The sequence below is a fragment of the Bradyrhizobium sp. CCBAU 051011 genome, from assembly GCF_009930815.1.
Taxonomy (GTDB): domain Bacteria; phylum Pseudomonadota; class Alphaproteobacteria; order Rhizobiales; family Xanthobacteraceae; genus Bradyrhizobium.
Genome location: NZ_CP022222.1, coordinates 8,110,029 through 8,122,150, shown reverse-complemented (window position 1 = coordinate 8,122,150; position 12,122 = coordinate 8,110,029). Strand labels below are relative to the sequence as shown.

At 58.6% G+C, this 12,122-nt stretch carries 13 protein-coding genes; 2 read left to right on the top strand and 11 right to left on the bottom strand.

Going from position 1 to position 12,122, the window contains the following annotated elements; all coding sequences use genetic code 11:
• Positions 1–352: 352 nt before the first annotated feature.
• From ACH79_RS38330 to ACH79_RS38290, 10 genes are all read right to left on the bottom strand, one after another.
• Positions 353–877, bottom strand: coding sequence for a flavin reductase family protein (locus ACH79_RS38330; protein ID WP_246738309.1), 525 nt, complete (start codon positions 875–877; stop codon positions 353–355).
• 298 nt (positions 878–1,175) lie between these two features.
• Positions 1,176–1,415 carry a hypothetical protein gene (locus ACH79_RS43425; protein ID WP_202639121.1) on the bottom strand — a complete coding sequence of 80 codons (240 nt, stop codon included), beginning with the start codon at positions 1,413–1,415 and terminating at the stop codon, positions 1,176–1,178.
• A complete protein-coding gene (locus tag ACH79_RS38325) occupies positions 1,412–1,666 on the bottom strand; it encodes a hypothetical protein (protein WP_161855473.1) in 255 nt (84 codons plus the stop codon). The genes ACH79_RS43425 and ACH79_RS38325 overlap by 4 nt, the downstream gene beginning before the upstream one ends.
• A 233-nt stretch (positions 1,667–1,899) precedes the next feature.
• Positions 1,900–2,718: an indole-3-glycerol phosphate synthase TrpC gene (trpC, locus tag ACH79_RS38320; protein ID WP_161855472.1), complete on the bottom strand. Its 819-nt coding sequence runs from the start codon at positions 2,716–2,718 to the stop codon at positions 1,900–1,902.
• Positions 2,703–3,014 (bottom strand): hypothetical protein, encoded by a 312-nt coding sequence (locus ACH79_RS38315; protein ID WP_371419327.1) that lies wholly within the window; start codon positions 3,012–3,014, stop codon positions 2,703–2,705. Before ACH79_RS38315 ends, trpC begins: the two co-directional genes overlap by 16 nt.
• A gap of 729 nt (positions 3,015–3,743) precedes the next feature.
• On the bottom strand, positions 3,744–3,920 hold the full coding sequence (locus ACH79_RS38310) for a hypothetical protein (protein ID WP_156434855.1): 177 nt from the start codon (positions 3,918–3,920) through the stop codon (positions 3,744–3,746).
• Positions 3,921–4,058: 138 nt separating this feature from the next.
• Positions 4,059–4,601, bottom strand: coding sequence for a hypothetical protein (locus tag ACH79_RS38305; protein ID WP_161855471.1), 543 nt, complete (start codon positions 4,599–4,601; stop codon positions 4,059–4,061).
• A gap of 480 nt (positions 4,602–5,081) precedes the next feature.
• The gene (locus ACH79_RS38300; protein ID WP_161855470.1) at positions 5,082–6,689 is read right to left on the bottom strand and encodes an acyl-CoA carboxylase subunit beta; all 1,608 of its coding nucleotides are present in this window, start codon (positions 6,687–6,689) and stop codon (positions 5,082–5,084) included.
• Between the two features lies 1 nt (position 6,690).
• Positions 6,691–7,194: an acetyl-CoA carboxylase biotin carboxyl carrier protein subunit gene (locus ACH79_RS43420; protein ID WP_202639120.1), complete on the bottom strand. Its 504-nt coding sequence runs from the start codon at positions 7,192–7,194 to the stop codon at positions 6,691–6,693.
• A gap of 1 nt (position 7,195) precedes the next feature.
• Entirely contained in the window at positions 7,196–8,671 is a 1,476-nt protein-coding gene (locus ACH79_RS38290; protein ID WP_161855469.1) for an acetyl/propionyl/methylcrotonyl-CoA carboxylase subunit alpha, read from the bottom strand.
• 442 nt (positions 8,672–9,113) lie between these two features.
• Here ACH79_RS38290 and ACH79_RS38285 point away from each other — a divergent pair, with 442 nt between their 5' ends.
• Together ACH79_RS38285 and ACH79_RS45315 are read left to right on the top strand one after the other, a co-directional pair.
• Positions 9,114–9,488, top strand: a complete 375-nt coding sequence (locus ACH79_RS38285) for a hypothetical protein (RefSeq protein ID WP_161855468.1) — start codon at positions 9,114–9,116, stop codon at positions 9,486–9,488.
• 693 nt (positions 9,489–10,181) lie between these two features.
• Positions 10,182–10,643: an acyl-CoA dehydrogenase family protein gene (locus ACH79_RS45315; protein ID WP_371419326.1), complete on the top strand. Its 462-nt coding sequence runs from the start codon at positions 10,182–10,184 to the stop codon at positions 10,641–10,643.
• Positions 10,644–10,719: 76 nt separating this feature from the next.
• Here ACH79_RS45315 and hemN read toward each other — a convergent pair whose 3' ends face one another.
• On the bottom strand, positions 10,720–12,072 hold the full coding sequence (gene hemN / locus ACH79_RS38275; protein ID WP_161855467.1) for an oxygen-independent coproporphyrinogen III oxidase: 1,353 nt from the start codon (positions 12,070–12,072) through the stop codon (positions 10,720–10,722).
• Positions 12,073–12,122 lie beyond the last annotated feature (50 nt).

Genomic DNA, 12,122 nt, shown 5'->3' with positions numbered 1-12,122 from the left:
GATATGTGCGCGAATCGCATTGCTTTAGCGTCAATCCAGCCGCGCTCGCGCGCGCTTGCGACCATCTTGGCGAATGCTGCATCCCAGGTTTGTCCTTGGGGCAGCCAGGCAGGATAGGCACTAAATCAATAGGCACCAGAGCATTGTCCTGGTCAACGACCGTGATCCCATTCAAGTCTGAAGGCTTAGCGGCATGCGTGCCCTTCAAGACGACCTTAAACCCGCCAGTTGCATTTCTCCCTCCGGCGAGCATTCTATGATCATAAATCGGGATCCTTCATTGTGGCTTTCAACACTAGCCCAGCCGTCGAGTTTCTATTACGAATAGAGACCTTGCGGTGAAAACACGCACTCAGCCGTACAGTAGCGTTCGAAGCCCCCCACGGAAGTTGATGAGTGGATTGCCTTGAGCTGATCGCGTTGCGACGATCCGGCCGACAAAGATCCCATGGGTGCCGACGACTTGGTAATGATGCAAGACGCAGTCGAGCACACAAATTGCGCTTAGCAGAACCGGTACGTCAAGGACCCCATGACCCCATGCCGCTGTATCGAAACGGTCGGCGCCGTTGGCGCCGTGCCGGCCGGCAAAACGCAGTGCGAGGTCCTGCTGATTGCCGCCAAGAAGACTCACACAAAGGGTGCCGTTGGCGAGTATCGCGTCGTGAGTTTCGGAACTGGCATTAATGCCGACCAGCAGGCAGGGAGGCTCCATGCAGATCGAGGTAATAGAGCTGACAGTTAAGCCGCGCCGTCCGTCGGCCGTTCCGGTCGCTACAATGGACACGCCGCTCGCCAGATTTCGCATGGCTTGGCGAAACTCGATCGCCTCGATGGACTGAATTTCGCTTATCGGGGGAGGCGATTGCCAGCTCATAGCCCAGCTCCAGAGTGGCGTTTGACTTCGAACCTTTGAGGCATGCGGAGATCGCGCAGGTTCGCGACCGTTGAAGTTGCCTCCGCGCTGTTCGCGCTTGGTGGCACCTGTAATCTGACTGACCTGGCGATGCAGCTGAACACAACAGCTGGCTCCGCTTGGACATAACCTTCGTCGCGCCTCCGCGTCAGATCGAGTACGTTCCACTTCCTCGTGTCGTAGGGCGGGAAGAGCGACGGGCAGGATGCCGGTACTCCGAAGGGCTGGCCATCCGTAACCTGTCCGCGCGGGGCATCATTCACTGCAAATCATTCCTCGGTGGTGACATGGGCATCGCCCAAGCGCCATTTTGCCTGCTGATACTGTCGAGAAGGCGATTTTTCCCGGAGATAAGGCGCTCATCCAGCGTCGCGTGCAACGAAAGCCGCAGCTCAGGCGGGATCGAGGCGTCTGTATCGATCACTTCGCGAAGCTTACGAAACATGAGTTCGATCAGCGCGATCGATCCGGGTACCGTGTCTGTCTGCCAAGAAATCATTGTTTGCCTCTTTTGGCGCTCCAGCGCGGAGCGCGATTCACCGAGCCGCCTATCTCTTCGATGATCTCGGTGGGGCGCTTCGCTCCAGCTCTGGCGATCTGAGCGGCGCTCGATATGTCAGCCGCCGCCTTGGCCTCGATCAGCTCGGCAGGATTGATGCGGTACGCATGCTGCCGCCCGAAAAGCGCGCTGCTCCGAGCATAGACCGCACTCATCTGACGAATCTCTGCCTCGATTTTAAGACTTTCCATGATTCTGCCGTTAATCCCGCGCTAGGGCACCGTTATTTGGTTCAAACGCTGCATTTCGCCTCTCCATCACCGGCTGCACTTATCGCCCCACTCAAAGCAGGGGAGATTACCGGCTAGGGGCTGACGTGAGAGTTCTGCGGACCTTCCGAATGCTGAATAGCCGTCGTCGAACAGCGGCGCCGCCGAGCAGTATTCGGACCGAAGGGAGCTTGGCTGGGAGGTTTTGTCGCGCATTACTGCGCTCCGGTTGAAGCCGCCGCCTCGCGCGAGAGCAGCGCGCGGGTCGCCGCCCTCACATCAGCCTGCCGCATCAGACTTTCTCCGACCAGGAAGGTCGAAATGCCAAGCCGCGAAAGACGCAGAACATCGCCCTGCGAGCGGATACCGCTTTCGCCGACGATCACGCGATTCTTGGGTAGGAGCGGCGCCAGCGCCTCGCTGATCGTAAGAGCGGTCTCGAAGGTGCGCAGGTTGCGGTTGTTGATGCCGATCATCGGCGAGCGGAGTTTAAGCGCCCGATCGATCTCCTCGACGTCGTTGATCTCGATCAGCACATCCATACCATGAGACATTGCCGCAGCCTCAATCTCACGCGCGGCTTCGTCTTCAAGCGCCGCCATGATGATCAGAATGCAGTCGGCTCCCTGAGCGCGCGCTTCGGCCACCTGATAGGTGTCAAGCAAGAAGTCCTTGCGCAGCACCGGAAGATATGATGCCGCGCGCGCCGCGACCGTGGAATCAGGGTGCCCCTGGAAGAGGTGCGTTTCCGTCAGTACCGACAGACAGGCAGCGCCGCCCCCTTCATAGGCCCTGGCTAGCGAGGGCAGATCGAAGTCGCTCCGGATAAGGCCCTTGGTGGGAGAGGCCTTTTTGATCTCGGCGATCAGCGCATATTCATCTGCTGCGTGCTTGTTGCAGATGGCGGCGAGAAAACCCCGCGGCGGCGAGGCCTGCCGTGCGAGCGTTTCGACCTCTGAAAGTGGCAAGGCGCGCTTGGCGGCTGCGATCTCTTCGCGTTTGTAGGCTTTGATCTTCGTCAAGATATCGGACATCGGTTAGGCTCGGCTGTTAGGCGTTGGATACTGCGATTAGTTGTTTCAACGGCGCCGCCGCTACCAAGCGATTTCTGCCCTAGTGCGACGCCTTCCTTCAAGGTTTTGGCACGGCCGGCCACGATCAATGCCGCGGCCGCATTGAGAAGCGCGATACCGCGATATGGGCTTGGCGTGCCGTCGAGCACGCTTTTCAGCGCCACTGCATTGGCATTGGCGTCGCCGCCCTTCAGTCCCTCGGCTGGCGGGTCACCGGTGCCGATGGCTTGCGTGGCGTAGGTTTGGTCATAATTCATTCCTACAACCTAACGCAGCGTCAGGTTCAATCCCTTTTAGTGGCTTGGCTGAACCAATTATGCCGTCCCAATATGCAATCTCGCGCGTTCCAGAGTGACGGGGACACAAGCGTCTGAGAAACCACTTCGAAAGGTTAGTTACTGACATTGGAACGGGTCGCCGGGTGTTTCCAGGCCGACCAGGACGACTGAGAAATCTTGGCGGCCGAGGAGCGGGCCCGCCCGCGGCGGCCACGAGTGCTGCCGTCCCCTTCGCAAATCATGGTGTTTCCGACATTCATGCTGGTTATCGAACCGATCGGGATCGACGCCCAATCAAACCTTCAGGACAGACTCAGAACTCATCCTGCCTTGGGCTGGCTAAAATGGCTGGACGACTATCGCCGGCAACAGCCGTAGGGCCCGTACATTACATGGTTATCCTACGATGTTTCTAGTCGAGATCGTCACGGCACCTAGCATTGTCGTGCCAGATGGGCGAGACGAGGGCGCAATCGTCATCAGGAGCGTCCACAGACGATCGCGATCGCTTACCGGCTGTTCACGACAAAGATTCGCTACAGACAGCCGCGAAGTCGAGAACTCATAGCAGGCGCTAGGCAGTGTCTGGAAGTTCTTTAGCTTATGGATCTCGATCCACCTGCCGCTTCAGATCGGTGACAGCGGCGTGAAGCCTCGCATTACAACCACGCACCGCTGTTCATGGGCGGGTCAGTTTTTTATTCGCTTTCAGCTGCGCGTGATCGTTAGACCAGCATTCTCCAGGGCATCCAGGATCTTGCCCGCATCAGCCGGCGCGTCGTGTTGGTGCTCGCCAGTCAGGGCGCCGGCAATGACCGCGTACGCCTCCTCGCGCTCGGCCGGCTTGTGCACGGTATATTCGCCGCAGACATTGCAGGCGATCATCGGTCGACCGCTCCAGGGATCATGTGACGCGATTTCGCACTAGTCATCGGAGTTGCATTTCGGGCACTGCATGGGCGAGGGCTCCTGGCAGTTCTCAGCGAGCTCGGTTCTAATCAAGTCCAAAGGCGGTTGGGCAGCTTACCTCTGCAGAAGCATCGGGAGTGTGGAGCTCGCATCGGCCATTCCAGAAGCGAACAAAGCTAGCGAGGCCAGCGCGAAAACAAACGAACAGACGTGGCAAATGCGCGCGGCGTTCGCAGCGCGCAAGCGGCGCGCCTCTTGTATCCGTTGTGGCTCAAAAGTCCTGAGCCTCGAAACCGCGATTTCAGCAGCGGCGCCGGCGAACATTGCAAGGAAAGCGAGCGCAGCCCCCAACGCGAAGTACATCGCTGCTGAAGAGAGGGCGCCGATAAGGCTCAGATCGATTGTGACTCTGGTTGCTACGCCTTCGAGAGATGACATGACTGCAAGCCCAGCTCCACAGTTGATCAATATCAGAGCGCGAAGCGCAATCGGGACTGAATCGAGGGCAGCCTCTCTTACAAATCTGCGAACTTGGACCTTGCGAGGGACGCGCTGCGCATCTTCGCGGTTCAGGCCGTGATGCCATTTCCAGTCATTTACCGCCTGTCCTTGATCGGAATGTTCTTCAAATGTTGATTGTTTGTTGGACTTGTCCACTAGGTGTGCTCCTCGGTCCGTTCGGGGCGACGAGAGCGCCGCTTCGGGCGCTTCGGTCGCGGGCGTTGATCCTTTGAGAGGCGAAACCTAGTCCGGACCCAAAGGCGGTAGGCGCAAGCTGCGTGCTTGACACGGCGAATCGCTTTGGCTCAAGAACATATCGGCTCGGAAGCTCACGAAACCGTTTCGGGGCCGGTCGCCCGTGCTTGCGTCAAACTTCGCTGATGCATCAGCGTCTCAGTGGTCGCCACCGGAGCGGGTTCGAATTCGGTTTTCTCTAGCTGCTTCGAAAGTTTCGACACTGGAGCACATATAGTTCAGATCCAGTTTTTATCGACGGAAGGCCGCGGCGAAGGTGATGCGTTTTACTTATCTGCCTTTCCGTGAGCGTGGAGGTAGACCCAGCCGCCGATTTGGAAGCCAGTCAAATCGAAGAATCGGCATGATCAACGCCTTCTCGCTTTGCGCCTGATCCGATCGCTACATTCTGAAGACGCCGTAACGTGGCGCCTCGATGGGAGTATTGAGCGAAGCGCTCAGGACGATTGCGAGCGCGCTTCTGGTGTCGACGGGATCAAGAATGCCGTCGTCCCAGATTTCGGAAGTTGCATAGTAGGCGCTCGATCGTTCCCGATACTCTTCGACAATAGGCTCTCGGATGGCCGCCAACTCTTGTTCCGATAAGCGTCCACCCGCCCGGGCCAATTGTCTTGCCTTGACATGCGTAAGCACGCCTGCCGCTTGCTCTGCACCCATCGCTGAAATCTGAGACTGCGGCCAGGAGAACATAAAGCGTGAATCGAAAGCTCGTCCCGCCATAGCGAATGTCCCCGCTCCGTGGGAGCGGTTGCAAATAACCGTGAATTTAGGCACCGACGCTCCAGAGACGGCCATGATCAGCTTGGCGCCATCCTTGGTGATGCCGCGCCGTTCGTATTCGCGGCCGACCATGAAACCCGTGATATTCTGCAGAAACAGCAGAGGCGTTCGGTTCTTGTCGCACAACTGGATGAAGTGAGCGCCCTTCAGCGCGCTATCGCCGAACAGTGCGCCGTTGTTTGCAATAAGCCCGATGTGATATCCATAAAGGCGGGCGAAGCCGCACACCAAAGACTCGCCATAGCGAGGCTGGTATTCGTGGAATCGGCTGCCGTCGACCAGACGGGCGATAATCTCCCGCATGTCGAACTGCACTCGAGGATCCCTGGGAAGAATACCGTACAACTCAGACGCATCGTAAGCGGGCGGCTCCGGAGCGACTCTATTGATCGAGGCTTTCGTAGCAGGATTGAAGCCAGCGACAATGTCCCGCGCGATGGCAATCGCGTGCATCTCGGAGTTTGCGAGATAGTCACTCGTTCCAGACACGCTGGTATGCATATGAGCGCCGCCAAGCTCTTCGGCGGATACCGTTTCGCCCGTGGCCGCTTTCACGACCGGGGGTCCCCCTAGAAAAATCGCGCCCGTTCCCTCCACGATGATGTTGTAGTCGCTAAGCGCGGGGACGTACGCCCCCCCTGCGGTACAATGACCCATTGCGATGGCGACTTGCGGCACTGCCATCTTCGAGAGAATGGACTGATTGCGGAAGATTCGCCCGGCGTAGTATCGATCCGCGAAGAACTCCGCCTGCAAAGGCAGAAATCCACCAGCACAGTCGCACAGATGAACAACAGGCAAACGGTTCTCGATCGCGATGTCCAAGGCCCGCACGATCTTCTTGACAGACAGCGGATACCATGCGCCGCCCTTCACGCTAGCGTCGTCGGCGTGAACAATGACTTCGTGACCCGCTACGATGCCGATGCCGACGACCTGCGCTGCGCCGGGCACATCGCCGTCGTAAGCCTTGTTAGCGGCTAGAGTCGAAAGCTCGAGGAACGGCGTATCTGGATCGAGCAAAGCCTCGACCCGATCCCGTACAAACAGTTTGTTCTGCCGGCGCAGCCGCTCAAGTTCCCGTTCAGCGCGGTTGAAGCGGACGGTACGTTGTCGTTCCTTCAATTCGGCCGCGAGTCGTCTGTTATGGAGTTGGTTGAGGCGAAATTCTTGGGATTTGACATCCACTGCAGAAGCGATCCGCTGCATCTCAGCGCCCTTCCTCGGAGAGCGTAACCAGCACTGCGTCTTGCTCGAAGCTTTCGCCTTCGTTGAAGTGAATCCGGTCGATCACCCCGTCTCGTGGAGAGCGTATGATAGTTTCCAACTTCATGCTCTCGATTTTCATCAGCGGCGTGCCTGCGGAAACGGCTTGGCCAGGCGAAACGCTGGTCGTAACGACCAGGCCAGGCATCGGCGCGCGCGCCATCAGATGATGTGGCTTATTGTTCGCGCAAGCGAGCGTTCTCAATGGGTCGCGGTAGTGCAAAATGCGCGTCCTGTCGCGCATATGCACATGAACAACATCGCCGTCGATGGCGAACCGAACCGGTTCGCTTTCGCCAGCGATGGTAAGAACGCCGCGGCCTTCGCTTTGCTGGGAGAACGCGATTGGAGCAATCACTTGATTGCTCAAGCAAAGCCGATAGCCATGTTGGCAACGCGAAAGCGATAGTTGATAAGCTACGCCATCAACTTCAAAATAGTGGTTCACGTCAGTTTCTCCAGCTGCCCAGCGCTACGTGAAGCTCGGGCACGGCATCTGCAGATTCGCGGACAGGTCTCGCCAGGAGGGCGGCTGTGGCGAGGAAGTCAGATAAGTCGGACGCGGGTTCGCTCGATGCAATATGCGGATTTTCCTCAAGATATCCCGTATGGACGTGTCCGCTCAAAAATGCCTTGTCGTGGAGGATACGTGTAAGAAAGCTTACGTTTGTCTCGCAGCCGAGAAGCACCAGCTCGCGCATCGCCCGATGGGCCTTCAGCGCAGCCTCCATGCGCGTGGGCGAATGCACGATGATCTTTGCGAGCATGGGATCGAACGCTGTCGTGATCTGCTGGCCTTGCACGATGCCACTGTCGACCCGTATGCCGTCGCCGTCCGGATACTCAAGAACAAGTACCTTGCCAGTCGTCGGAACATACCCACGTTCCGGGGCTTCCGCATACAGTCTAGCCTCGATCGCGTGTCCTTTCGAGACAATATCGGATTGCGAAAATCCAAGTTCGCGGCCGGCGGCGACATAGATCTGTTGCGCAACAAGATCGATGCCGGTGATCATCTCGGTCACACTATGCTCAACTTGCAGACGCGTATTCATCTCGAGAAAATAGAACTCTCCGCCGCCGTAGATGAATTCGACAGTGCCTGCGTTCTGGTATTTGGCGGCACGCGCGATGCCCGCGGCAGCTTCGCAGATCCGCCTCTGCAACTCCGGCGATAGTGTGGGGGACGGCGCCTCCTCGATGACTTTCTGGAACCGGCGCTGGACCGAGCACTCTCGCTCGAAGAGATGGACCACGTTTCCGAAGGAGTCGCCGAGCAGCTGGACTTCGATGTGCCGCGGGTTTTCGACGTATCGTTCGATGTAAAGCCGGGCATCGCCGAAGTATCTCTGCGCCTCACTGCGCGCCTGCGCAATCGCTTCCTCCAAGTTAGCGACGTCGCGCACGATCCGCATGCCCTTGCCGCCACCTCCAGCCGATGGCTTCACCAGCAAAGGAACGCCGACAGTTCGCGCCCTGAATGTGAATGTCGCTGGATCATCTTCTTCGATCGCGGAAGGTGCAACCGGAAAACCGCTCCGCTGAACGAAGTTGCGAGCCCTGATTTTGTCGCCCATCAGTTCGATGCTTTCCGGAGCTGGCCCGATGAAAGCAATGCCCGCCTTTGTCACGGCCCTGGCGAACTCAGCATTCTCGGAGAGAAACCCATAGCCCGGATGAAGGGCGTCCGCGCTCGCCTTGTGGGCAGCAGCGATGATTTGCGGGATATCGAGATAGGCGGCAATCGGAGTGCGACCGCTGATCGCAATCGCCGTGTCAGCCATGGCAACAGCCGGCGTCCCCGCATCCTCATCGTGGTAGACAATTGCAGAGCGAAGCCCCAGCCCTCGCAAGGTTTTGATGATTCGTACGGCAATCTCGCCTCTGTTGGCGATCAGAACGGTTTGGAAGGGTATTTCACGCATTCGCCTGTTCGTCCAAGTAAGTGTCCAGCGCCAAGAATTCCGTCATTCGCAAGCGGTTGGTGCAGCCTCAATTACCCGCGCCCTTTCATCTGTCCCCATTCGGCGTTGCCATCCTGCAATTCAGCCCCAGGGGCTGGTCTCGAACGTAGGCAATCGAAGCCGGCGGGCTATCGGCGCCGGCTCACTTCGAGCTTTCCTTTCGCTTGGCAGAGTCTCGAAACGATATCACGTAGCGACATTGGTCACTCAGGTTTCCGAACTTGGCTCTGAGACAGGAAGTGATGGCTCCTGCATCAGGTATGTGGCTGCTACAAAGGCGAAGCACGTCCGGTGTGCAAGCTTCTCGTTCCTCCGGTGTCGCCAGCCGATCTCGCGCACCCGCCTGTTCGGCGCATAGAACCGTGGTAGTCACAGCAGCAACGGCAAGTGATGCTGCACAGCGGTGTACTTTGAAAAACCAAGACCGATACGTTCGCAGCTTTTGATTCACGATATCCTCTTCATGTTGAGACAACCTGCGGTATTGTCCTTTCTGCGCGAAGCGCAGCGTGACCTGTCTACCGCGAAACAGGGCGGGACCATTCAAAGCATTGACGGCCGCGGAAGCGCACTCGCGTATCTGCACACCTATCGCAGCGGTGCTTCGGTCGTCCTATTCGTAGATGCCGTAGCTTCCGAGCGCATGGAGGCGGCTAACAAGCCGCCGGTCGCCGATGAGCCAGAGCCGCCAACGCCGGGCGAAACAACGATTGCGACCCGGGTAGACGAAAGAAGTTTCGATACCGGTAAGATATACCTCGCAAGCATTGTGGATTGAGCTACCTCCAAATGCCGCCGAAGCTGCATCTGGTCGGGGAGAGAGAACCAGGAGCGGTCTGTAACAGCCGTGGCTATCACCCACATGCTGCGCAGATCGCGCCAGACTCTCATCCTATTCCGGGCGCAACGTGGTAGGTTTGCGATGCGGCTGATGGACCACTTTGCTTTCGGGTGAGTGCTCGAGCATCGTGATTTTGCGACGTGAGCTCACGAGTGTGGGACATTAGCAATTCTCATCACTTGGTTGGAAGCGTTGAAATGGCCAGAGGGGCGCCACCTGCTTTTTAAGACCGTACAATCTAACGCTACGTGCGATTCAAGCCCTCGCCAGGACTACTCGTGTGGATATATCTAAAACTCGCAGGCCCAAGTGCCATCTGGCGCGAATAGGGTGAGAGGCCTTGCACTGGCAAATCTCAGTTCCATTCCCATCTAGCCCGAGCGGGGCCGTGCACGTAAGCGCTAGGTCCAGCACGGCTGATCCCTTAAGCCGGCAAGTGGAGCGATCGAAAATTGAACAGGTTTTCGATCCTTGTCAGCGTAAACTGCGCGTAGCGGTAGCAGTTCGAAAGCGAAGAGCTTTTATTCCCGAGATGCAGGCGCTTTAGATGTGCCGCCTTTACACGTTCGTCCTGGAAGAAACTTGACCTAGCGCGCCTTCGAAGGAAATCGTCGCGCCTACGGGTGTATCTTGCTGGGTCCGGCTGCCACCGAGTGTCTGCGAGGCATAAGCAAAGCCAAGTTTATAAACAGCTCAATACGTGCGCACCCGCTTGGTCGGGCTCGGCCTCGCGCAGGGCGCGTTCGAGAAGGCGCCGACATTCGTGAAGGAGCGGCAATTCGGGCGCCCGATCGCCGATTGCAGTGGAGGCTGGCAGACATGGCGAACGCGCTCAATGCGGCAAGGTTGTCGCTGCATCAGGCTGCGCTCAGCGCCGATCCCTTTCCCGATCCGCTTCTCGCCACGCAGGCGAAGATCATCGCTTCCGAGGCGGCCAACAATGTGACCAACCAGGCGCTGCAACTGTTCGGCGCCAGGGGCTATTCGCGCGACTATCCGCTCGAACGCATGGTGCTCGACGCTCGCATGTTCACCATCGCGGCCGGCACGGCGCAGGATGATGAGGACGCTGGTCGCCTTGAGGATTCTTGACACAAAGACCCCCCAGACCCGCGACGGAGACCTGGAGGCTGTTCAAACGCCCTCGCTGGCGGCAAAGTGAGCTTGATCAGACCGCCCGGCTGTGCGTCGCAGCGGAGCTGGCAAGATGCGCATCGAATGCTGATGCGACGCTGCGAACCAGGAATTCCGCGCCCTCGCTGATTGAAAGCCGATCGTCGATCATGGTCACTGCCCCGTCGACGATGAGGCGTTCGATTCGTGATCGATCGACGATGGCGGACTTGAGGTCACGGCCGTGTACCTTGGATATCCGGGACAGATCGACGGCAAGATCGCACATGATCCGCTCGATGATGTCGGCACGGAAACGATCTTCCGCGGTGAAGCGATAGCCCTTGGCGATCGCAGGCCGTCCTTCGGCGATGCGCGCGAGATAGTCGCGCGTCGGGACGATGTTCTGAATGAAGCCTTGCGGCATGCGGCCGATCGCACTGGCACCGAGGCCAATCAGCGTGTCGGCGGAATCGTCGGTGTAGCCCTGGAAATTGCGCTTTAGCCGGCCGTCCTGCCGCGCGATGGCCAGATTGTCGTCGGGAAGAGCGAAATGGTCGAGGCCGATGCGGACGTAGCCGGCGTCCAGCAGAGCCTCCGCTATTGTTTCGGACTGCAGGTGGCGCTTGATGCTGCCGGGAAGGGCATCATCAGCGATCTTGCGTTGATGCCTCTTGAACGAGGGGACATGCGCGTAGCCGAACACCGAAAAGCGATCCGGGCGGAGTTCGATGCATTTGGCGACGGTATCGAGACATGAATCCACTGTCTGAAGAGGTAGGCCATAGAGTAGGTCGAAATTGATTCGCTTGATACCAAGATGGCGCAGGCGCGCGACCGACGCTGCGGTTTGCTCGAAGCTCTGCATGCGATTGATGGCGCGCTGCACGGCGGGATCGAAGCTCTGGACTCCCAGGCTCGCGCGGTTGACGCCGCAATAGCCGAGCGCCTTCGTCATCTGTTCAGTCAGCGTGCGCGGATCGATTTCGACCGCGATCTCCGCATCGGGCAGAACGAAATATGCATACCGCAGCGCGCCGACGAGGTCCGCGAACATCTCGGGCGACATGATTGTCGGCGTCCCGCCGCCGAAGTGAATATGGGAGATCGGCAGTCGCTGGCCGATCGTTTCGGCTACGAGCCCCGCTTCGGTGCGCAGGCCCGCTGCATAGTTTGCGATCGGGTCCTCGCGCTTGGTGACCGAGGAGTGACAGCCGCAGTACCAGCACATCGACCGGCAGAAGGGCACGTGCAGGTACATCGACGCCGGCTGCTGGAGCGATATCGACTTCAGCCAGCGGCGGTAGTCCTCCTCGCCGATGGCCGGCGAGAAGTGCGGAGCCGTGGGGTAACTGGTGTAGCGCGGCAGCCTGTCCTGCCCATAGGGTTGCGCCAGATCCGATCGCATCTGCATTTCTCCTTCACCCCGCCGGATCATGTAGCGGACCCGGGGCGGAA

What these genes read in the sequence shown, in the direction of transcription:
- ACH79_RS38300 (WP_161855470.1), bottom strand. Translation starts at nt 6,689, where the DNA reads ATGCAGCGGATCGCTTCTGCAGTGGATGTCAAATCCCAAGAATTTCGC.
- hemN (WP_161855467.1), bottom strand. Translation starts at nt 12,072, where the DNA reads ATGCGATCGGATCTGGCGCAACCCTATGGGCAGGACAGGCTGCCGCGC.
- ACH79_RS38330 (WP_246738309.1), bottom strand. Translation starts at nt 877, where the DNA reads ATGAGCTGGCAATCGCCTCCCCCGATAAGCGAAATTCAGTCCATCGAG.
- trpC (WP_161855472.1), bottom strand. Translation starts at nt 2,718, where the DNA reads ATGTCCGATATCTTGACGAAGATCAAAGCCTACAAACGCGAAGAGATC.
- ACH79_RS38310 (WP_156434855.1), bottom strand. Translation starts at nt 3,920, where the DNA reads ATGATCGCCTGCAATGTCTGCGGCGAATATACCGTGCACAAGCCGGCC.
- ACH79_RS38315 (WP_371419327.1), bottom strand. Translation starts at nt 3,014, where the DNA reads ATGAATTATGACCAAACCTACGCCACGCAAGCCATCGGCACCGGTGAC.
- ACH79_RS38325 (WP_161855473.1), bottom strand. Translation starts at nt 1,666, where the DNA reads ATGGAAAGTCTTAAAATCGAGGCAGAGATTCGTCAGATGAGTGCGGTC.
- ACH79_RS38290 (WP_161855469.1), bottom strand. Translation starts at nt 8,671, where the DNA reads ATGCGTGAAATACCCTTCCAAACCGTTCTGATCGCCAACAGAGGCGAG.
- ACH79_RS43425 (WP_202639121.1), bottom strand. Translation starts at nt 1,415, where the DNA reads ATGATTTCTTGGCAGACAGACACGGTACCCGGATCGATCGCGCTGATC.